This is a genomic window from Streptomyces sp. NPDC030991, from assembly GCF_055571235.1.
Genome location: NZ_JBVIFR010000005.1, coordinates 307,574 through 327,731 on the forward strand (window position 1 = coordinate 307,574; position 20,158 = coordinate 327,731).

Annotated in this window: 17 protein-coding genes and 1 pseudogene; 9 read left to right on the forward strand and 9 right to left on the reverse strand. The window is 71.7% G+C overall.

Annotated elements, in window-relative coordinates; genetic code table 11:
* Window positions 1-176: 176 nt before the first annotated feature.
* A complete protein-coding gene (locus tag ACZ45E_RS12655; protein WP_468219797.1) occupies window positions 177-566 on the reverse strand; it encodes a hypothetical protein in 390 nt (129 codons plus the stop codon).
* Window positions 567-815: 249 nt separating this feature from the next.
* Here ACZ45E_RS12655 and ACZ45E_RS12660 point away from each other — a divergent pair, with 249 nt between their 5' ends.
* The 3 genes from ACZ45E_RS12660 (at window position 816) to ACZ45E_RS12670 (ending at window position 3,350) form a co-directional block, all read left to right on the forward strand.
* On the forward strand, window positions 816-1,208 hold the full coding sequence (locus ACZ45E_RS12660; RefSeq protein ID WP_468219799.1) for a tautomerase family protein: 393 nt from the start codon (window positions 816-818) through the stop codon (window positions 1,206-1,208).
* 176 nt (window positions 1,209-1,384) lie between these two features.
* Window positions 1,385-1,933, forward strand: a complete 549-nt coding sequence (locus ACZ45E_RS12665) for an EF-hand domain-containing protein (protein WP_468219802.1) — start codon at window positions 1,385-1,387, stop codon at window positions 1,931-1,933.
* Between the two features lie 211 nt (window positions 1,934-2,144).
* Window positions 2,145-3,350 (forward strand): cytochrome P450 family protein, encoded by a 1,206-nt coding sequence (locus ACZ45E_RS12670; protein WP_468219804.1) that lies wholly within the window; start codon window positions 2,145-2,147, stop codon window positions 3,348-3,350.
* A gap of 168 nt (window positions 3,351-3,518) precedes the next feature.
* Here the strand turns inward: ACZ45E_RS12670 and ACZ45E_RS12675 are convergent, their stop codons facing one another.
* Entirely contained in the window at window positions 3,519-5,246 is a 1,728-nt protein-coding gene (locus ACZ45E_RS12675; RefSeq protein WP_468219807.1) for a multicopper oxidase family protein, read from the reverse strand.
* Entirely contained in the window at window positions 5,239-5,736 is a 498-nt protein-coding gene (locus ACZ45E_RS12680; protein WP_468219809.1) for a hypothetical protein, read from the reverse strand. Before ACZ45E_RS12680 ends, ACZ45E_RS12675 begins: the two co-directional genes overlap by 8 nt.
* A gap of 147 nt (window positions 5,737-5,883) precedes the next feature.
* On the opposite strand from ACZ45E_RS12680, the gene ACZ45E_RS12685 reads away from it, so the two are divergent.
* On the forward strand, window positions 5,884-6,753 hold the full coding sequence (locus ACZ45E_RS12685) for a LysR family transcriptional regulator (protein WP_468219812.1): 870 nt from the start codon (window positions 5,884-5,886) through the stop codon (window positions 6,751-6,753).
* Window positions 6,754-6,929: 176 nt separating this feature from the next.
* Here the strand turns inward: ACZ45E_RS12685 and ACZ45E_RS12690 are convergent.
* A pseudogene (locus ACZ45E_RS12690) lies at window positions 6,930-7,169 on the reverse strand (glycoside hydrolase family 95-like protein); the annotation flags it as partial.
* Window positions 7,170-7,207: 38 nt separating this feature from the next.
* On the opposite strand from ACZ45E_RS12690, the gene ACZ45E_RS12695 reads away from it, so the two are divergent.
* Window positions 7,208-9,277, forward strand: a complete 2,070-nt coding sequence (locus ACZ45E_RS12695) for an alpha-galactosidase (RefSeq protein ID WP_468219814.1) — start codon at window positions 7,208-7,210, stop codon at window positions 9,275-9,277.
* Window positions 9,278-9,367: 90 nt separating this feature from the next.
* Here the strand turns inward: ACZ45E_RS12695 and ACZ45E_RS12700 are convergent, their stop codons facing one another.
* Window positions 9,368-10,609: a glycosyltransferase gene (locus ACZ45E_RS12700; RefSeq protein WP_468219816.1), complete on the reverse strand. Its 1,242-nt coding sequence runs from the start codon at window positions 10,607-10,609 to the stop codon at window positions 9,368-9,370.
* Between the two features lie 105 nt (window positions 10,610-10,714).
* Complete coding sequence (locus ACZ45E_RS12705; protein ID WP_468219819.1) at window positions 10,715-11,827, reverse strand: hypothetical protein; 1,113 nt, start codon at window positions 11,825-11,827, stop codon at window positions 10,715-10,717.
* 227 nt (window positions 11,828-12,054) lie between these two features.
* Here ACZ45E_RS12705 and ACZ45E_RS12710 point away from each other — a divergent pair, with 227 nt between their 5' ends.
* Complete coding sequence (locus tag ACZ45E_RS12710; RefSeq protein ID WP_468220064.1) at window positions 12,055-13,590, forward strand: APC family permease; 1,536 nt, start codon at window positions 12,055-12,057, stop codon at window positions 13,588-13,590.
* A 115-nt stretch (window positions 13,591-13,705) separates the two neighbouring features.
* Here the strand turns inward: ACZ45E_RS12710 and ACZ45E_RS12715 are convergent, their stop codons facing one another.
* Window positions 13,706-14,140, reverse strand: coding sequence for a subtilase-type protease inhibitor (locus ACZ45E_RS12715; RefSeq protein WP_468219821.1), 435 nt, complete (start codon window positions 14,138-14,140; stop codon window positions 13,706-13,708).
* Window positions 14,141-14,624: 484 nt separating this feature from the next.
* Between ACZ45E_RS12715 and ACZ45E_RS12720 the strand changes: the two genes are divergently transcribed.
* On the forward strand, window positions 14,625-15,563 hold the full coding sequence (locus ACZ45E_RS12720) for a hypothetical protein (RefSeq protein WP_468219824.1): 939 nt from the start codon (window positions 14,625-14,627) through the stop codon (window positions 15,561-15,563).
* A gap of 203 nt (window positions 15,564-15,766) precedes the next feature.
* On the opposite strand, the gene ACZ45E_RS12725 is transcribed toward ACZ45E_RS12720, so the two are convergent.
* On the reverse strand, window positions 15,767-16,273 hold the full coding sequence (locus ACZ45E_RS12725) for a DinB family protein (RefSeq protein WP_468219826.1): 507 nt from the start codon (window positions 16,271-16,273) through the stop codon (window positions 15,767-15,769).
* Window positions 16,274-16,921: 648 nt separating this feature from the next.
* Here ACZ45E_RS12725 and ACZ45E_RS12730 point away from each other — a divergent pair.
* Window positions 16,922-18,247 (forward strand): beta-propeller fold lactonase family protein, encoded by a 1,326-nt coding sequence (locus tag ACZ45E_RS12730; protein ID WP_468219829.1) that lies wholly within the window; start codon window positions 16,922-16,924, stop codon window positions 18,245-18,247.
* Window positions 18,248-18,663: 416 nt separating this feature from the next.
* Here ACZ45E_RS12730 and ACZ45E_RS12735 read toward each other — a convergent pair whose 3' ends face one another.
* Window positions 18,664-19,716 (reverse strand): MerR family transcriptional regulator, encoded by a 1,053-nt coding sequence (locus ACZ45E_RS12735; protein WP_468219831.1) that lies wholly within the window; start codon window positions 19,714-19,716, stop codon window positions 18,664-18,666.
* A 171-nt stretch (window positions 19,717-19,887) separates the two neighbouring features.
* Between ACZ45E_RS12735 and ACZ45E_RS12740 the strand changes: the two genes are divergently transcribed.
* On the forward strand, window positions 19,888-20,112 hold the full coding sequence (locus ACZ45E_RS12740; RefSeq protein WP_468219833.1) for an anti-sigma factor: 225 nt from the start codon (window positions 19,888-19,890) through the stop codon (window positions 20,110-20,112).
* The last annotated feature ends 46 nt before the right edge of the window (window positions 20,113-20,158 follow it).

Here is a 20,158-nt window from a genome sequence, read left to right on the forward strand (position 1 = left end):
TCGTCCACCCCACCCCTCGCCCCCACTCGTTCAGCTCAACAAGACGACCAGGGCAGGGAAACGAAGGTGTGGCAATTATCCAGCGCTACACGCCATCCGGCGGTAGCCGTACGAGGGCAGGGCCGGTGCGTCGCGGGCGGCGTTGCGGTACCGGCGTGCATGGCCGCCCGGCGGAGTCACGACTCGTCGCGCGGCTCCGTGCGGTGGTCGAAGTAGGCCCACCCGAAGATGCCGCCAACCAGGACCAGGCCCACCGCCACCGCCCGCACGGCGGTCGGCGCGTCGCGGGTGAGATAACCGGTCCCGCCCGCCGCCAGCGCACCCGCCAGCATCACCATCCGGCTGGTGAAGCGCTGCCCAGGATCGACGCCGTCCCGCTCGGAGAACAGCCCTCTCACCGCGGCCTTCGCCGGCCGGGCCGCGCCCCCGCGCCGCTTCGCGCGGTACTCAAGACCGTAACCGATCGCCAGGTACAGCACGAGAACCCCGATGAACAAGGCCCAGTCGGACGGCTCGTCCAGGCTGTCCCCGCGCGCCAACACAGCGGACGAGATCGTCAGTTCCACCCGGCACCCCCCTCGCTCACTTGCACACCTAGCGCCCTTGCACGCTCAGTCTGCGAGTCAACTACCCCCGAACCGCGCCATGTTGCCTCGCAGCCGTCACATGGGGAGGAGGAGCGCCCCTCCGGTCGAGCCGTACGCAGGTAACCACCGCCCGGCCCGCGGCTCGAGCGGGGTGACATTCCACGACTGTACCTATTGGTATGTACAGTGATGGCGTCCCTCATGCAGCAGAGCGATCCAGGAGGCACCGTGCCACTCGTCCGCATCGACGCCATGCACTGCGACGCCCGCCGACTGAAAGCGCTGGGGCGGGCCGTCCATGAGGCGCTCGGCGAGACCATGGGCTTCCCCGACGAGGACCACTTCCAGATCCTCACGAACCATGACGGAGAACAGGGGTGGCTGCACCACGGCTCCTACCTCGGCGTGCGGCGCGACGAGGGCATCGTCTACGTGGCGATCTCCCTGCGGGCCGGGCGGCCGGACACGCAGAAGCAGGCGCTGTACCGGCGCGTCGCCGAACTCGCCGAGGAGTACGCCGGTACCGAACAGCGCAACGTGTTCATCGTGCTGACGGAGAACCACAACGCGGACTGGTCGCTCGGCAACGGTGAGGCCCAGTACCTCCGACTACAGCCCTGAGGCCCGCCGGGTCCATCGCGAGAGGCGAAGGGAGCGGCCGTCCCACGAGCCTCATACGCGGCGACACACGTGTGCGTCGGACGCGGTTCGGGCGGCAAGGTCCCCGTGCGGTGCGCGAGAGCCCCTGGCCTGGAACAGGCCTAGCCGGGCCACTGACCCGGATTTACGGTGCGCCTATGAATGAGCTGCGCACACGCAAGTACGAGCGGTGGTTCCGCGCCGCAGACGTCGACGGTGACAGCGCCATCACGCGGCAGGACGTCGTCCTGATGAGCGAACGCTACGTTCAGACCAGGGGCATCGCTCCCGACTCCCCTCAGGCGCGGCGGATGCACGAGACCATGCACGGATTCTGGGAGTCCGTGATCGCCCCCGCCGACGCCGACAAGGACGACAGGGTGACCTCGGCGGAGCTCACGCGGGCGTTCGACGTCACCTTCACCGACCGCGCCCGCTACCCCGAGGAGCTCGCGCCGGTCGCCGACCGCTTCTTCGACCTGGCCGACGGCGACGGTGACGGCGCGATCAGCCGCACCGAGTTCGTCCACATCTTCGGAAGCACGGGGCGGGCCGCCGACGAAGAGTGCGCCGAGGTGTTCGACGCGCTCGACCTCGACTCCTCCGGGGCCCTGTCGCGGTCCGAGTACCACAAGGCCGTCTCGGAGTTCTTCTACGGGAACGACCCCGCCTCTCCGGCCAACCACATCTTCGGCCGGCTCGCCTAGCCACTTGCGCGCGGGGTTACGGATCACCCCTCCCACCTGTGCGCGAGATGCCGGACAACCGCCCCGGGGCGGGGAGTTGAGACCCGCCTCGACCGTCCGTCCCGCTTGAGCGGTGCCCACGACAGGGAAATGGGGACCACTCCCCGCATCATGCTACGGTCGACTCCGACGCTCAAGCGGGGAGCTATCCCCACTTCTCTCGGAGTCGCCCATGCGCACCCAGCACCACACCGTGCAACTCGCCGACCTCACAGACGACTTCGTCGCGGACCCCTACTCCGTCTTCAGCGCGCTGCGCTCCCGCGGCTCCGTCCACCACGTGCGCTTCCCCACCGGGGACGAGTCGTGGATGGTGGTCGGGCACGAGGAAGTGCGCGCCGCGTTCGCCGACCCCAGGCTGCGCAACGACGTACGGCACTCCGCCGACTTCGAGGACGACGGGCTGTACGCCGTGGGCCGCAACATGCTCCAGGCCGATCCGCCCGACCACACCCGGCTACGGACGCTGGTGGCCCGCGAGTTCACCGCCCGGCGCGTGCAGGCGCTGCGGCCCCGTGTCCAGGAGGCGGCCGACGCGCTCCTGGACACCGTGGCCGCCGACGGCCGCGCCGACCTCGTCACCGCGTACGCCTATCCGCTGCCGCTCACCATCATCTGCGAGCTGCTCGGCGTGCCGGACGCCGACCGGGCCGCCTTCCGGGCATGGTCCACGAAGGTCGTCGCCCTCGACGACGCGGCGGAGTCGGCCCGCGCCTCGCAGGAGATGGCCGGGTACCTCGCGGGACTGGCGGAGGAGAAGCGGCGGCTGCCGGACGCGGCGGAGAGCGATCTGCTGCACGCCCTGGTCCGTACCCACGCCGGGGAGGGCGCCGACCGGCTCACCCCGGAGGAACTGCTCGGCATGGCCTTCCTGCTGCTCGTCGCCGGGCACGAGACCACCGTCAACCTCATCGCCAACGCCGTCCACCTCCTGCTCGCCCACCCCGGCCAGCTCGCCGCCCTGCGCACCGACCCCGGGTTGCTCCAGGGCGCCGTGGAGGAGACGCTCCGCTTCGAGTCACCGGCGCCCGCGGGTACGTACCGCTATGCCGCCGAGCCGATCGAAATCGGCGGCGTCCGCGTTCCGGCCGGCGCACGCGTCGTGCTCTCCATCGCCGCCGCCAACCGCGATCCCGCGCGCTTCCCCGCCCCCGAACGGTTCGACATCCGCCGCGATCCGGCCGCGACACGGGCCCATCTCGCCTTCGGGCACGGGCTGCACCACTGTCTGGGCGCCCCACTGGCCCGTCTGGAGGCAACCGTGGCCCTGCGTATCCTGCTGGACCGCTTCCCGCACCTCGCCTTCGACGGTGACGGCGCACCGCGGTGGCGCCCCAGCCTCATGCGGAGCCTGCGCGCGTTGCCGGTGCGCTGGTAGACACGTATCTCCGGTCACACGGACGAGCCGGGGCGGACGAGCGAGGAACGGGCGGGCGCCCGGCACCTGTGGTGCGGCACCCCGGAACACCCGGGGTCCGGGCCACTTCGCGCGCCGCCCGCACAGTTGCCCTCGGCAGAGCGCCCGCTCCCCGTCACGGTCGGGCGGTCAGCTGATCTCCAGGTTGGCCATCATGCCCATGTCCTCGTGTTCGGCGTTGTGACAGTGGAAGAGATAGCGGCCGCGGTAGCCGTCGAAGCGGGTGATGATCTCCGCCGCTTCGCCCGGTCGCAGCGAGATGGTGTCCTTGAGCCCCGCGTCGTGGGGCAGGGGTGGACCGCCGCCGCGCGTGAGGACGCGGAAGCCGACCAGATGCAGGTGTACGGGGTGGTGGACGTCGGCGATCAGGCGCCACACCTCGACCTCGCCGTGGCGGACGGTCACATCGGTACGGGCGGGGTCGAACGGCTTCCCGTCGATCAGCCAGCCGTGGCCGCCACCCGTCCGCCCGGCGCGGAACGCGATCTCGCGCACCCTGGTGGCGTCCGAGCGGCGCCAGGTCGGCAGGTCGCCGGAGAGGACGCGCGGAACCCGGCTCCGGTCGGTGACCTTGCGTGTCACCTGGAAGGCCATCACCTGGCGGGTGCGGCCGGAGCCGAGCCGGTTCACGACTCTGACGCGGCCGCCCACCGGGATGTCGGCGAAGTCGATGACGACGTCGTACCGTTCGGCCGGTGCCATCGGCAGCCGCTGGTGGGTGACCGGCGCCGCGAGCAGCCCCTGGTCGGCGCCGATCTGGACGAGGTCGAGCCGTCGTCCGTCGTCGCCGACCGCCTCCAGTGCGTAGTGCCGGGCGTTCGAGGCGTTCAGGACGCGCAGCCGGTAGCGGGCCGCGTCGACCTCGTGCACCGGCCATGGGGCTCCGTTGACGAGGATCACGTCACCGAGGACTCCGGCGGCGTAGGGTTCGCGCACGCCCGGCCGTTCGCGCAGGGTCGGATCGAGGGCGGGATAGTCCAGGGTGCCGTCGGCGGCGAACGCGCGGTCGGCGATCATGAGAGGCAGTTCGCGAGGGCCTGCGGGCAGGCCGAGCGCGTCCTCGGCGTCGTCGCGCACGACGTGCAGGCCCGCGAGGCCCCGCCATATCGCGGGAGCGGTGAAGTCCATCCGGTGGTCGTGGTACCAGAGCAACGTCGCCCGCTGGTCCAGCGGAAAGGCGTACTCCCGCGTCAGCCTGGTCACCACCGCCCGCGGGTCGTGCATGCCCTGCATGGCGCGCCCGCCCATGCCGTGGCCGGTCATGTCGTGGCCACCCGCACCGTGGCCACGCATGTCGGGGCCTGCCATGTCGGGGCCGTCCGCGCCGTGGCCGTGCATGGTGTGGGCGCCGCGGCCGGTCTGTGTCGTTCCCGGCCAGTGTCCGGGCAGGACGAGGTCGGTCGGGTAGCCGTCGGCAGCGGCCGGGGTTCGTCCGCCGTGCAGATGCACCACCGTCGGCACCGGCAGCTCGTTGCGGTGGGTCACGGCGACCGGGCGGCCGCGGCGCGACTCGATGGTCGGCCCGGGGAAGGTCCCCCCGTACGTCCACATCGGCGTACGGACACCGGGCAGTATCTCCACGGTCGCCTCGCGCTGGGTGATCTCGTAGCGGTCGACGCCACCCGCCCTGCTGACCGGCGCCCGGACCGTGGGGAGCGGCAACGGGACCTGGAACGCGGGCGGGAGCGGCACGGCGCTGCGCAACTCCTCGCCGGTGACCGCCGGGCGCCGGCCCAGTGCGGCGGCGGTCGACAGCCAGGTGGCCGCCGTCACTCCGAGTGCACCGCCGATGCCCAACGCCTGCCGTCGGGTCACACTCCGCGGACGACCGGGGCGGCCCTCGTCATGCTCACTCATCGTCAGATTCCTTGCTCTCCGGCTCCAGCACTCTGCGCTGCTGCCTGCGCGTGGGGCGGGGCCGCGCGTCGAGGGGGCGGCGCCATACGGCGATGAACACCACGGCGAGCGCGGCGATGGTGAGCACGCCCAGCGGCAGGTGCAGCCACAGAGCCCCCTCCATCCCGGCGAAGTACTGCACCGTCTCGGCGATCACCAGGGTCGACGTGGCCGCGAGGGGCCAGACCTGACCCAGCCGGACCCGGACCACGATCGCCGCGATCAGCTGCGCGTATCCGACGGACGTGGTGACGTCGGCGCCGATCGCGTGCCGGCGCAGGCCGTCGTAGTCCCCGCTCAAGAACACACCGGCGAACACGGGTTGGCCGAAGATCGCCACCAGGTGCACGCTGACGAGCGCCCGCAGCACCCAGCCGGCGGCTCTCCTCGGGTGGGCGGCTCCGGAGGGGCTCGGTGGGGCCGGGCGGGGCGTGTCGGTCGCGGTGGCCACGGCGTCCTCCTCACTGTCTGCGCAGGTTGTCGTCTGCTCGGTTCGGGGTCGATCACGAAGCTATGACTGGCGAGTTATCTTGTCCAAGACCAATATCGCCATACAGTTATGTTGCCTGAGGCATGACACGAGCCGGAGGAGGGGGCCGTGGACCTGAACACGCTCCGGCAGTTCCTGGTCGTGGCAGAGCTGGAACACCTCAGCCGCGCGGCCGACGAACTGCGCGTCGCCCAACCGTCGTTGAGCCGCACGATCGGCCGGCTGGAGAGCGAACTCGGCACGCCGCTCTTCGACCGCTCGGGACGGCTCCGACTGAACGACACGGGAAGACTCTTCCGCCGTTACGTCGAACGCTCCCTCGGCGAGCTCGACGCGGGCCGCCGCGCCGTCGCCGAGGCCGTCAGCGAGGGGGCGGGTGCCGTGCGCGTGGCCTCGGAGACCTTCCTCACCCTCACCGGGCCGCTGGCCGCGTACAAGCGGGCCCATCCCACCGTCGAGGTCGAGCTCAAGTGGACGGCCGCCGAGGACATGGCCCGCCGTCTGCGGGCCCAGGACGTGGACCTGTGCGTCGCCTCGCAGCCGATCGACGCCGAGGGGCTGGAATCCGTCCAACTGCTCGACGAGGCGGTGGGGGTGGCGACATCGCTCGACCACCCGCTGGCCGGCCGGAGCTCCGTGGGCCTCGACGAACTCGCCGAACTGCCGTTCGTCGCGGCCCGCAAGGGGCACTGGCAGCGCCGGCTCCTCGACCGGCTCTTCGCCGCCCGCGGTCGCACGCCGAGGATCGTCTGCGAAGTCGACGAACTCGTCACCATCGCCGATCTGATCAGCGCCGGGCTCGGCATCGGCCTCGTCCCCGCCATGGCCCGCCGTACCGCCACCAACGCCCCCCTGAGCTGGATCGCCGTCGACAGCCCCGACTGCCGCCGCGCCCTCACCCTCTTCTGGGCCACCGACAGCCATGTGTCGACGGCGGCCCGTCTGATGCGCAGCACCATCCTGGAGTGGAACTGGTGAGGGTTGCGCACGCGCGGCGGGCACGGAGGGTGCGGGTCCCGTGCGGGAGCTGTCCGGCTTCGCCCGACTCGGTTGTGATGAGGACGATCGACGACGTGCTCGCCGATGCCGCCGTGCCGGTGAGCACGGCCGGCCGGTTCGATGTCCGTCGGGGCACGTGAGCGTGCTCGGTCCGCTCAGCCGACGAGTTCGGTCAGCCTCACCGTCTCCCCCGGCCTCAGCGTCACCGTCGTCCTGCGTCCGCCCGCCGTGACGGTGGTGCTGCGCCCTCCCACACTGCGCAGCGTCGCCGCGCGCACCCGGCCGTTCTGCCAGGACAGGTCCACCACGAATCCGCCGCGGGCACCGGCTCCCCTGAGCGCGCCGGACGCCGCCCAGGCATCGGGCAGGGCAGGGAGCAGCTCGATGTGTCCGGGGGCGTAAATTCGAGGAAGGTGGACCTAGGCTCCTCGCCATGTCTCAGGTGTCCTTCGACGCGCCCAGCCGTACTTTCCTCCTCAAGACCCCGGCCTCCTCCTACGCCCTGCGCGTCGGCGAGGACGACACGCCGCGGCACGTCCACTGGGGTGCGCGGCTCACCCTCGAACAGGCCGCCGCGCTGCCCACGTACGACGGCGTCACCAGCAGCTTCGCCTCGATCGGCGGCGAGGAGGTGGGGGTCGAGGCGGGCCCGCGGTTCGGCGTACCGTCGCTGCTGGTGCGGTACGCGGACGGGACGCGCGGGGTCGAATGGGTCCACGAGGGCCACGAGATGGAGGACGGGCAGCTGCGTCTGCGGCTGCGCGACCGGCACTATCCGCTCGGCTGCGTCCTGCACTACGCGGTCCACGAGGGCAGCGACGTCATCGAACGCGCCCTGATCCTGCGGCACTTGGGCACGGACGAGAGCGACGCGCCGATCGAGGTCCTGCGCTGCGACGCCGCGGCCTGGTCCGTACCGGCCCGGTCCGGGGTCCGCGTGAGCCACGCGGTGGGTCAGTGGTGCGGCGAGACACAGCTCCGGCGGACCGAGGCCCCGTACGCCGAGACCGTGTTCACCAGCCGGCGCGGCGTCTCGGGGCACGCCGGGAACCCGTGGGTGATGGTCGACGCCGGCGCCGCCGACGAGGGGTCCGGCGAGGTGTGGAGCATGGTGCTCGCCTGGTCCGGGAGTTGGCGGATCACCGCGAGCCGCGACCCCGCGGGCGGCCCGTTCACCGTCACGGGCGGCGCCGGACACGAGGGTCTGAGCTGGCGGCTGCGGCCCGGACAGAGCCACCGGACGCCGGTGTTCGCGGGCCAGTTCAGGGCGGACGGCTTCGGCGGGACGAGCCGGGGCTGGCACCGGTACGTCGCGGCGCGGGTGCTGCCGCGGCCCGAGGAGCCGCGCCCCGTCGTCTACAACAGCTGGGAGGCGACCGGCTGGGACGTCACCCTGGAGGGCCAGAGCGCCCTGGCGGCGCGGGCCGCCGCACTGGGCGTCGAGCTGTTCGTGGTGGACGACGGATGGTTCGGGCGGCGCACCAGCGACCGCGCCGGGCTCGGCGACTGGTACCCGGACCCCGAGCGGTTCCCCGACGGGCTCGGCCCGCTCGTCGCGGAGGTGCGGCGGCTCGGGATGCGCTTCGGCCTGTGGGTGGAGCCGGAGATGACCAACCCGGACAGCGAGCTGTACCGGGCGCACCCCGACTGGGTGCTGCACATGCCGCACCGGCGCCGCACCGAGCTGCGCCACCAGCTCGTCCTCGACTTCGCCCGCGCCGACGTCGTCGAGTGGGCGTTCACCTGGCTCGACCGGCTCGTCACCACGTACGCGGTCGATTTCTTGAAGTGGGACATGAACCGGCCGTTCACCGAGGCCGGCCGGCCGGGCGACCCCGACGGCGAGCGGCTCTGGTACGAGCACACCCGCGGGGTGTACGCGCTGCTCGACCGGCTCCGCCGCGCCCATCCCGGCCTGCGCGTCGAGGGGTGCGCGGGCGGGGGCGGCCGTGCCGACCTCGGGATGCTGGCGCACACCGACCAGATCTGGATCTCGGACAACACCGACGCCGACGACCGGATCGCCATCCAGCACGGCTACGGCCAGGTCTACCCGGCGCGCACCATGTCCGCCTGGGTCACCGACAGCCCCAACCCGCACACCGGACGCGCCGCGCCCCTCTCCTACCGCTTCCACATCGCCATGACCGGCGCCCTGGGCATCGGAGGTGACCTGTCCCGCTGGACCGACGCCGAACTCGCCGAGGCCCGTGACCTGGTGGCCCAGTACAAGGAGATCAGGCCGGTGGTTCAGTTCGGCGAGGCGCACCGGCTCGACGACGCCGTCGCCTACCTCGCCGGTGACCGGGTCGTCGTCATCGCCTGGGGGCGGGACCGCCGGCTGCGCCTGGCGGGGCTCTCCCCCGCCGCGGTCTACGTGGACGACGCGACCGGCGCCGAACACGACGCGGCGACCCTGCTCACGCACGGGCTGCCGTTGGGGCTGCCGGCGCGGGACCAGGCCAGCACGGTGGTGCGGCTGACGCGGAAGCAGCCCTCGTAGACCAACGGCCGGGTACGGAGGCGGGAGCGGGGTGGCGGGGAGTGCCGCCGCCACTACCGGGCCGAGGCCGGAGCGTGCAGACCGGCGAGGCTACGGAAGCCGTTCCAATGCGGTGAGTACGTGCGCCGCGCCGTCCTCCAGGGCGAGGTCGGCGGCGAGGTGGCGGGAGCGGGTGCGCAGGGCGGGGTTCCGGGTGGCGGTGACAATGGCGTCGGCCAGTCGCCGGGCGGTCAGGCGCTGGTAGCGCAGCGGGGACGGGGAGACCCCGAGCCTGTGCAGGCGTGCGGCCCAGAAGTGCTGGTCGAGCTGGACCGGGACCGGGACGGCGGGCGTGCCCGCGAGCAGTCCGGCGGCGGTGGTGCCGGCGCCGGCGTGATGGATGACGGCGGACGTTCTGGGGAACAGCCAGGCGTGCGGGACTTCTTCCACGGTGATCAGGTCGTCGCTCTCGCTCCGCAAGCCGCTCCATCCGGACTGGATGATGCCGCGTACCTTCGCCAGCCGGAAGGCCTCGGCCAGCAGAGCACTCAGCCGTTCGGCGTCCGCGGCGACGAAGCTGCCGAAACCGGCGAAGACCGGGGCGGGGCCCGCGGCGAGGAAGTCCAGCAGGCGCGGATCGGGCTGCCAGCCGGGCCGGGCCCGGGGCCACCAGTAGCCGCAGACCTGGTGCCCCTCGGGCCAGTCGGCGGGGCGGGGGACGATCCGCGGGCTGAACCCGTGCAGGACGGTGCGTCCGCGCGGCAGGCCCAGTGGTCCGCCGAACCGTCGCGGCGGGAGCCCGAGTTCGCGGCGCAGCCGGCTGACGGCCGGGGCGAAGAGCCGGTCGGTGCCGGCCCACAGGGCATGGGCGGCGAGCCGGTTGCCGGTCGAGCCCAGCGAACGGACGCCGGTGATCATCGGGGGAAACGCCGCGGTGGGCCGGATCGGCTGGAGGTAGACGCCCATGGTCGGCAGGCGCAGGGCTTCTCCGAGCGTGGCGCAGAAGGGGTCGGTGACGGTCGAGCTCAGCACCACGTCGGCCCCGCGCTGCACGGCGTCGGCGACCCCCGTGGCGAGCCGGGGCATGAACGCCCGGGCCAGGCGCGTCAGCCGCGCCATCGCCACGGGCGGGCTGAGCGCCCGCGCCAGGTCCTGACCGCCCGCGGAGGCCAGCTCCTGCCGCGGGTCGACGGGCAGCGACCGAAAGCCCAGCCCGTGCGCGGTCACGTCGTCCCGGAAGCGGTCATGGGTGGCCACGGCCACCTCGTGGCCCGCGGCGCGCAGCCGTACGCCAAGTCCGGTGTAGGGGGCGACGTCTCCCCAGCTTCCCGCCGTCACGATCAGCACCACCACGGTGACAGCATGTCACGCACCCTCACTCCGGGGAGCGCGGGAGGCGGTCCAAATCGCCGCCCGTGGCAGCCTCGCTGCGCGGTGCCCGGTCAGCCTGTCACCCGGTCAGGTGACCAGTGCGGCGCGCACTTTCAGCACGACCCCGGGCCGCTTCTCGCCGTACTCCTCCTCGACCTCCGCGAGAGTGGCCTCGCCAGAGTGGATGTTCGCGACCAGTGCGGCCACCTCCTGGTCCTCGTCCAGTCCGAAGGGGTTGTCGTCCTCCTCGGGTTCCGCCGCGAGGACCGGTTCCACCTGCGGGGGCGCGGCGAGGTGTGCGGAGGGAGCCGGCAGCAGTTCGGTGAAACGCCCCAGCTGATCCGACGCCTTGGGGAGGCCCGCGTACGTCCGGAGCCACCGGCAGCCCGGCTCGTCCGCGAGATGGAGCTCTCCCTGCCAGTTCACGTGCGAGACGAGCACGGTGTTCAGGAAGGTGACCGTGGCACCCTGCCATTCCCAGGAGCGGTGGACGAGGCGGCGCAGCGCCTTCGGTGAGGGGTCGAGCAGGATGGCGCGGAGGTCCGCGGTGTGGGGCCGCAGCTCCACCGGGTCCCCGTCCAACCGCGTCAGGCCCCAGCGCCGCATGTCGTCCCACGACTCCTGCAGGGGCACGAACCCGTACCTGGCCCAGGCGAAGACACCTTCCTGGCTGCCACCGATCGCGGAGGCGAGCAGGGCGAACCGGGCGACGCCGAGTTCCTGTGCGTGTGCGAACAACTGCTGGGTGACCTGGCGTCCGTACTGCGGCGCCACGACGCCCTCCAGGTAGAGCTCGAGCCCTGCCTCGCCCAGCCGGTAGACCTGGTTGAGCGAGAACGGCCGTTGCAGCTTGTCGTCCTTGGAGAGCGGCGCCTTGGTCTGCACCCGCAGCCGTACGCCCTTGCTCTGTCCCGCGCGCGGCTGCCCGTGCGCGACGGTCCCCTCGGTGTGGAACTCCACCTCGATGCCCTCGCGCTGCTTCCCGGTGAGCCAGTCGAGGAGCGTGCCGAGGAGATCGACGACCGACAGGGGTACCGCCCCGCGCCTCACCTGGGACACCCAGAAGACGTCGTCCCCCGCAGTGAGCGTGCTCGTGATGCTCAGCCCGGGAAACCGCTGGTGCAGTGCCGCCGCGGCCTGCGCCAGATCAGTGGCGCGCAGGCATGAACGCGCGGTCGTGTCCGATCCCTGTGGAAACATGCGCACAGTCTCGGGGGAGGCGCGAACTCTGTCTACAAAGCGGGCAGTTCTGGAAAAGCAGGCACGAACGGGGAGGGTGAGTCGAACGTTGTGCGAGTTGGCCCCCTGGTAAGAGCCTGGCACCCTGGCCCCGGGGGGCCGTGATCGTCGAGGAGGTTTGCCACGTGGCGCAGCAACAGCCGGCGGAGACTGCCGGTGCCCCGGACGTCCGCGCCGAGGAGAGCCGGCTGCGCAAGGATCTGGGGTTCTGGGGTCTGACCGCGATCGGCTTCTCCAACATCCTCGGCTCGGGCTGGCTGTTCGCCGCTCTGTACGCCGCCCAGACCGCGGGCCCCGCCGCACTGCTCTCCTGGGTCGCGGCCGGGCTGCTCTGCGCGCTGGTGGCTCTGGTGATGGTCGAACTCGGCGCCACCAGGCCGGAAGGCGGCGGCACGGTCCGCTGGCCGCTGTACGCGAACGGCCGGCTGGTCGGCACGGTCGTCGGCTGGTCCGTCCTGCTCTCCGTGGGCGGCACCGCGGCCGAGATCAGCGCGATCATGCAGTACGCCGCGCACTACGTCCCCGGGCTCTACCACGGTGACAGCCTCACCGCGTCGGGTCTCGGCGTCGCCGCCGCGCTGAGCGTCCTGCTCACCGCGCTGAACTGGTTCGCGGTGCGGATGTTCGCGCGCGTGAACAACCTGGTGTCGGTGTTCAAGGTCGTCGTCCCGGTGCTCACGGTCGTCGCCCTCTTCCTTTCCGGTACCCACTCGGGCCGCCTCACGGACCATGGCGGGTTCGCCCCGTACGGTTACGCGGCCTGCCTCACGGCGCTGGCCGGCGGCGGCATCGTGTACTCCGTGAACGGGTTCCAGGCGCCGTTGGACTTCTCCGGGGAAGCCCGCAATCCGCGTCGCAACGTACCCGCCGCCGTCCTCGCCGGGATCGGCCTCGCGGTACTGGTCTACCTCGGGCTCCAACTCGCCTTCCTCTACACGGTGCCCGACTCGCTGCTCGCACACGGCTGGCAGGGGGTCAACTTCGAGTCGCCGTTCGGTCAGCTCGCCCTCGTCCTCAATCTGCACTGGCTGGCCACGCTGCTCTACGCCGACGCGGTGATCTCCCCAGGCGGCTCCGCGTACGTGGGTGTCGCGATCGACGCCCGCCACACCTACGCCCTCTCGAAGAACGGCCTGCTGCCCCGCTTCTTCATGCGCATCGATCCCCGCTCCGGCATCGCGCGCCGCGCTCTCGTCCTGAACCTGGCGGTCATCATCGTGTTCATGCTGCCGTTCGGCGGCTGGCAGGACATCGTCTCCGTGATGGGGGACATGTACCTGATCATCTACGCCGCCTCCGCGGTGGCGGTGGCCTCCTTCCGGGCCCACGACCGCAGGCGCGGCGTGCCCCTCGCGGACGGCCACATGCCGGGGGTGCGCTGGATCGCGCCGGTGAGTTTCGCCGTGGCGACCGAGTTCGTCTACTGGTCGGGCTGGGACGATCTGCGGCTCGCCCTGCCTCTCGTCCTCGTCGGCGTCCCGCTGTTCCTGCTGCAACGACGCGGGACGACCGGGAGCACCCCGGCCGAGGAGCTGCGTCAGGGCGCGTGGCTCGTGTTCCATCTCGCGGCGCTGACCCTGCTGTCGTGGCTCGGCACGTTCGGCGGCTCCGGACACCTGCCGGCACCGTACGACTCGGTCGTGGTGGGCGTCGTCGCTTTCGCGGTCTTCGGCTGGGCGGTGCGCTCGGGCGTCGACCACCTGCGCACGAACCCCGCGCACTGAGTGAGGCCGTGCAAGGGCCGGGCACAAGCCCGGCCCCGGCGAGGGTGGTCGCCGGGGCCGGGCGGGGTCGGCGCGGCGGTGGGTGTCTGCCGCGCCGGTCCTGGAGCGGGATCGGTCAGAAGGCGAAGACGGCCATCGACTCCGTTCTCTTCACGCACTCATTGGCGAAGGTGCGCTCGTACGTGACGCGGGTGCCACGCCAGACGCCCTGGGCGGTGACGGTGACGGGGTCGTACTCGTGTGTACAGACGGCACCCTCGACACTCTGCAGCTGATCGAAGTCACCGCCGGCGAGGGCGAGTTGGGAGCAGGCGAGTGCGGGGGCCGGGTGTGTCCCCGACGGCTTGGGGGCGCAGGTCAGGGTGGTCGCGCGTTCGGGGGCCGCGTTCGCCGCGGAGTCGCCGTGAGCCACTGTCAGGACGAGCGCGGACGGGGCGTACAGGGAGGTCGTGGACGGGGCGGTGGCTGGGAGCGCGGTACCGCTCAGTGATCCGAACAGGGCGGTAGCCGTGAGGGAGACCACTGTGGCCAGGCGTGCGGTGATCGGCATGTTGTGCATCCTTCCGCTTCGGTCGAAGTGCCGGATTCGGCAGTCGGGAGTCTGCTGAGTCGGCCCCGAAAACACACATGCGGCACACGCGTTTCGGTAACTTTGAGTGCTGAACCAGTGGCGCGAAGTAGCGTAAACAGCATCCGCGCGCTCCGGAACTGCGGCACGCGCGGGGTCCGTTCGACGCCGGTTGGCCGATTTACCCGGGTTCGGCAATCGGCCGGAAACCGGGGGTCCCACCTGCGACGAAGCCGAGCGGAGCCCGCCGCCGCCCGCCTGTACGGGCTCGGCGCGGAGGGACGGCCACAGTCGGACGCCGGAGACTCGGGTGTCTCGGCCTGGCGTCGGGAGACGTGTAAGTGAACTCCTGGTATTTCGCGCGTAGTTGCTGAGCAGCGGTTCTAGGGTGATCGCTGTCGGGTGTTGATCCGCCTGGGGAGGGCGGACGCCCGACAGTTCCGAAGCTGCACAGAGGGGATCTCGCATGAACGCCTTGTCGCTGCCCGCTGCCGGACGGCGCGGACTCCGGCTCGCCCTGGCCGGCCTGGTGATGGCCGGCGGCCTCGTCGCCGTGGCCGCCCCCGCCCAGGCCTCCCCCACCGCCCCGGTCGCCACCAGTTCGTACTCGTACACGAGCGCCGCAGGCGACTACGTGGGGCAGGGGCAGTCCGCCTCGTTCAAGGCCCCGCAGACCCCGGTGCGGATCAGCGGCACCGCCGAGAACGTGAGGGTCTCGTTGCCGGACGCCGACTGGAGCATCGAGCTCGCGGCCCCCAAGGGGGAGAAGCTGCGCCCCGGCGTCTACCGCGACGCCGAGCGCGCGCCGTTCCGGACCGGCCGCGCGCCGGGCCTGGAGGTGAGCGGCGAATCGCGCGGATGCAACACGATCTGGGGCCGGTTCACGGTCAACCAGATCGAGACCGACGCCTCTGGCGACGTCACCGTCCTCGACGCCACCTTCACGCAGAACTGCGACAGCGCCGCGGCCCCCGCGCTCAAGGGCACCGTCAAGTACGCCGCGTACCCGCTGTCGTACGCGTACAGCAGCGACGCCGACGACTGGATCGGGCAGGGCGCCTCCAGCTCGTTCACCGGTGCGACCAGCCTCTTCTCGCTGAGCGGCAACGTCACCAGCGGCTTCGACTACAGCGTCGAGGGCAAGCGCGAGGACTGGTCCGTCACCTTCCGCGTGCCCGAGGGCGACCGGCTTGAAGCGGGCCGCACCTATACGGTCGTCCCCGAGACCGGCGGCCTGGCGGCGAGGGGCAACGGGCGCGGGTGCGGATCCGCGGGCGGCACCCTGACCGTCACCCGGCTCGCCGCGGCGGCCGATGGCACCATCCAGGCGCTGGCAGCGCGCTTCAGCCAGTACTGCGAAGGCGCCACGGCCCGCTACGACGGCACGATCCACTACCACGCCTGACGCGCGCGAGGCCCCGCGTCCACTCCGGCGCGAGGCCCCGCATCCGCTCCGGCGCGGGGCCCCGCGGAGAAAACCGTCCAGGCCGGGACGGTGCCCGGCAGTTGCTCGATGGCGCCCTGGCCGGCGGCGTACGGTCCGATGCCCGGGACGGGCCGCACGGGTTCGGCCGCTCTCCGTGATCTCGCCGGTCAGCGGCGCCGGGTCTACTCGCCGACCGTGCCGTCGAGCATCTCGCGCAGGATGTCCAGGTGGCCGTTGTGGCGGGCTGTCTCTTCGGTGAGGTGGAGGAGAATCCAGCGCAGGTCGACATGGACACCGTCGCGGACGGTGCGCCGGGCCTGCTCGTCCAGGGCGTTCGCGGCGACCAGTTCACGGTGGCGGGCGCTGTGTTCGGCGTACTCGTCGAGCAGCTGCGTGAGGGGGAGATCGACGGCGATACGCATCTCGCGGTCGGGATCCTCCTCGGTCCAGGGGCCCCGGTCCTCCTCGCCGAGGAAGACCGTCCGGAACCAGTGGTACTCGACCCAGCGGAGGTGGTTGATGACTCCGTTCATGGTCATCAGCGGTGAGCCCGGCAGGAGTGCCTTGCGGGCGTTCTCCGCGGAGACGCCCGCGCACTTGGCGTGGGCGGTGGCACGTGCGTAGTCGAGAAACGTGGTGAGCTGGGTGCGCTCGTCCCACGCGGGTGGCGTGTCGTCAAGTCTGGTCATTGCGCGAAGCGTCCCCGATCACCGCGACCGATGTCGAGCACATTTCCGGTGTCGGGCGGTTCTCCGGCACCGAGGAGATGCCGTGGCGGGGCCCGTGGAGGCCGGCGCCGACGCGCTCCGGCTTCCCGATCCGCGCGAGGCGTCAAGCTGCCGGATGGTCAGCTTTTGACTGAATACAGACAACCGTGAAGCTTCTGGCCCGCGAAGCGATCAGAAAGCGGAATCATTCCGGTGACTCCACCGGACGGCGGTGCCTCCACTGTCAAAGTTCGGGAGGAGTAAGGCTGTTGCGGCCCGGTTCGGGCTGTGACGGTGCGCAGGACGTGCCGAGCCCCGGGGTGCTGACGCGACCTCTGGTGGCACGGAACGCGCTGTACGGGGCCCCTGTCGCCCGGTGGTCGAGGCGACCGCCGCCGGTGGGGCTCGCACGACCGTTCCGCTGCCGGTCCTCGGGGTTCTTCGGATCCGCCGTCAGCGTGCGGAACCACATAGGGGGGAAGTCCTTTGATTTCTGCGCCGTCCAGTTCAGCCAGACCGACCAGATCCTCCGGCCCGTCCCACTCGTCCGGCCCGGGCCGGACGTCCCTCGCTGTCCGGGCACGCCGGCTGACCTCTCTCGCCGCCGGCGCCGCACTCGCGCTCACGGGTGTGGTCGCCCTCTCCGCGCCCGCGCACGCCGTCACCGGCCCGTCGGCGTACGTGGCCAACTTCAACGGTGACGCCGTCACGGTGATCGACACGGAGACGAACACCGTCTCCGGCAGCATCAGCGTCGGCAACAGCCCCGTCGGCGTAGCGGTCGACCCGGCCGACGCGCACGCCTACGTCACCAACTTCGACGACGGAACCGTCTCGGTGATCGACACGAGCGCCGACGAGGTCACCGCGACCGTCCCGGTCGGCAGCAATCCTCTCAGCGTGGCCTTCACCCCGTCCGGGACTCGCGCGTATGTCGCGAACAGCGGCGGCGAGACCGTTTCGGTCATCAACACGGCGACCAGCACGGTCAGCGCCACCGTCCCGGTCGGGGGCTCTCCGAACGGTGTCGCGGTGAGCCCCTCGGGCACCACCGTCTACGTGAGCAACAACAGCGGGGACACGGTCTCGGTCATCGACACCGCGACCGACACGGTGAGCGCCACCGTCCCGGTCGGGGACGCCCCCTCCGGCGTGGCGGTCAGCCCCTCCGGGAACGTCGTCTACGTCACCAACAACAGCGGCGACAACTCCGTCTCCGTGATCGACACGGCGACCGACACCGTGACCGCCACCATCGCGGTCGGCTCCAGTCCGAACGGCGTCTCGTTCGACCCGTCCGGCACGAGGGCCTACGTCGCCGACCGGGGCAGTGACGACGTCAAGGTGATCAACACGGCGACCAACACGGTGACCGCGACGGTCCCGGTGGGCGACAGCCCGGCCAAGGTCGAGGTCGACCCGTCGGGCACGGCCGCCTACGCCACCAACGTGGCCGACGACAGCGTCTCGGTCATCGACACCTCCACCGACACCGTCACCGCCACGATCAGCGGACTGAACGGCCCCTACGGCACCGCTTTCATCTCCGCGCCGCAACCGCAGCCGAAGGCGGACATCGACGTCAACCTCACCGCGCAGCCGCACCTGAGCCTCCTGGTGCCCTACCTGAGTTACACCCTCACCGCCCACAACACCGGCCCCGCAGCCGTCACTTCGGCGACTCTGACCGCGAAGCTGCCGGCCGGCACCTCCGCCACCAACCTCGCCGCCGGATGCACCGCCGCCGGCACCACGGTGACGTGCACCTACGGAGCCATCGCGCAGAACGCCGGCGTGAACAAGACGTTCCGCGTCCCGCTGCACCTGCTGCGCCTCGGCCCGGTCAAGGTCACCGGGGTGCGCACCGCGTCGGCACCCACCGACTCCAACGCCGCCAACGACAGCGCGTCCTCCACCTGCACCGCCATCTCCATCATCCTCGTCACGTGCCCGTGACACCGCCCGGGCGGTGAACCCGCGCCACTGACTGCCGCTGCCCTCCGACGGTCCGCTGTCGGAGGGCAGCGGCACGACGGCGAACGCGACAACAACGACCGCGACGACGCCGTGGAGCTCCGACCGGCCCGGGCTCGGCCTCGGTGCACACCCGTGCCCAGGGCGCCGGGCGGCCCCGTTCCTCTCCGTTTGAAGGGCCGACGCCTGACTGCCCAAGCGGCGACCCGGCGAGACCCCAGAACGTCATGGGATCCGCGTCACCGGCATTTTGGGCTGGCGACACGCAGAAGGGCAAGGGGCCGAAAGACCCTTACCACCCAGCCGTACGACTGTACGAGCAGGCCGGGAACCGCTTGCCGACCCGGATCCCGTACGGAACAAGCGCACGCCCGCGCCGGGTCGTCGGTCGTCGGTCGTCACGGCAGCGCAGGGGTCCTGCCGGGTACGGGAAGCGACTGGAGCATGCCGACGGCCTCACGGAGGCCACCGGGGTGGACGGCTCCGTCGATGACTGTGCCTCTCCATCCTGGCCCCGCGAGCAGCAGTGTCGGCTGCTGACGTGCCCCTGCGGGACCCCACGCAGTGCGCAGGAGGTGTGCGGCGAGCGAGCTGCTGGCCGAGGAACGTGTTTGCGCCCACAGCACGACGGCCGCCGGTCCGGTCCGCCGCACGGCGGCGATGAGCGCGTCGGCCGGTACGGCGGCGCCGAGTATGCGCGCCGGGCGGCCGGCCTGTGCGAGGGCCGCGTGCACGGCCTCGATGGGGAGCGTGTGCTGTTCCCCGGGTGCGCAGGCCAGGAGGACCGGGAAGAGGTCGTGGTGCTTCGATGTCTGTGGGAGGAGCAGAGGGGCGCTGCGCAAGGCGGTGGACACGTGCCAGGACAGCAGGTGTTCGACTTCCACATAGCGATCGCCGGCGGTCTCCCATTTGCGGCCGACCGCGTGGAGCGTCGGCATCATGATCTGCTCCCATGCGGTGATCACGCCGTGCTCCCGCACGAAGGTGTTCAGGGTGTGCTGGATGGCGAGGGAGTCGAGCCGGACGGCGGCTCGGGCGAGGCCCCGGTGTGCGGCGCGGACCGTGCTCTCCCGCAGGGCGGGACCGGTCGGTCGCTGACCGGCCGCGACCGTCGCCGGTGACGGTGGTGCGGCGCTCCCCGTGCCCGTGGTGGACGTGTTCTCCCGCGCCGCCCGGGCCCGTTCCCTGGCCGCGCGGGCGGCCTCGGCCGGCGGGATGCCGGAGGCCGTCAGCCTGCACATGTCTTCGGCCATGGCTACGTCGCCCGGTAGCCAGCGCCGGTGGCTTCCCCGGGTTCGGTCGGCCGGCCCGAGGCTGTAGCGCTGGTCCCACGACCGCAGCGTCGTGGGTGAGATCCCGAGTCGCCGGGCCAGGGCGCCTGAGGTGATCCCCGCCGCGTCGGCGGACCCCGTCGACTTCTCCGGCCGGACGGCTGCGCTGCGAGGACTCATGGCATCACTGTAACGTCGCGCAATCGATGCACCTTCCAGCGCGGCACGAAAGGGCGGAGTGGACGGATCCTTGCATCTACCGGGCCCCGAGCAACTGAATCACCGGTGACACGGGCGCTCGGCCCGTGGACGCGCCTCGCTCATACAGGCACTACCGCCAGGGGTGACCACATGCCAGCGCCGACCGTGGAGCAGCATCCTTCACCCGGGGACCTCGCGCTCATGGCCCTGGACGGCGAGGCGCCGGAGGGGGTGGAACGGCACGTCCCGGGCTGTTCCGAATGTCTGGCGGCGCTCAGTTCGTTCCTGCGTGTCGTGGACGCCGGGCGCGCGGGACCGGCGTTGGAGGTGTCGCCGCCCGCCGCGCTCTGGGAGGAGATCCGACGCCGGCTCTGACCCGGGATCGACGTCCTGGTGCGAAACGATGCAGCTTCGATGCGAG

What these genes read in the sequence shown, in the direction of transcription:
- ACZ45E_RS12665 (WP_468219802.1), top strand. Translation starts at nt 1,385, where the DNA reads ATGAATGAGCTGCGCACACGCAAGTACGAGCGGTGGTTCCGCGCCGCA.
- ACZ45E_RS12670 (WP_468219804.1), top strand. Translation starts at nt 2,145, where the DNA reads ATGCGCACCCAGCACCACACCGTGCAACTCGCCGACCTCACAGACGAC.
- ACZ45E_RS12675 (WP_468219807.1), bottom strand. Translation starts at nt 5,246, where the DNA reads ATGAGTGAGCATGACGAGGGCCGCCCCGGTCGTCCGCGGAGTGTGACC.
- ACZ45E_RS12695 (WP_468219814.1), top strand. Translation starts at nt 7,208, where the DNA reads ATGTCTCAGGTGTCCTTCGACGCGCCCAGCCGTACTTTCCTCCTCAAG.
- ACZ45E_RS12705 (WP_468219819.1), bottom strand. Translation starts at nt 11,827, where the DNA reads ATGTTTCCACAGGGATCGGACACGACCGCGCGTTCATGCCTGCGCGCC.
- ACZ45E_RS12715 (WP_468219821.1), bottom strand. Translation starts at nt 14,140, where the DNA reads ATGCCGATCACCGCACGCCTGGCCACAGTGGTCTCCCTCACGGCTACC.
- ACZ45E_RS12720 (WP_468219824.1), top strand. Translation starts at nt 14,625, where the DNA reads ATGAACGCCTTGTCGCTGCCCGCTGCCGGACGGCGCGGACTCCGGCTC.
- ACZ45E_RS12725 (WP_468219826.1), bottom strand. Translation starts at nt 16,273, where the DNA reads ATGACCAGACTTGACGACACGCCACCCGCGTGGGACGAGCGCACCCAG.
- ACZ45E_RS12735 (WP_468219831.1), bottom strand. Translation starts at nt 19,716, where the DNA reads ATGAGTCCTCGCAGCGCAGCCGTCCGGCCGGAGAAGTCGACGGGGTCC.
- ACZ45E_RS12740 (WP_468219833.1), top strand. Translation starts at nt 19,888, where the DNA reads ATGCCAGCGCCGACCGTGGAGCAGCATCCTTCACCCGGGGACCTCGCG.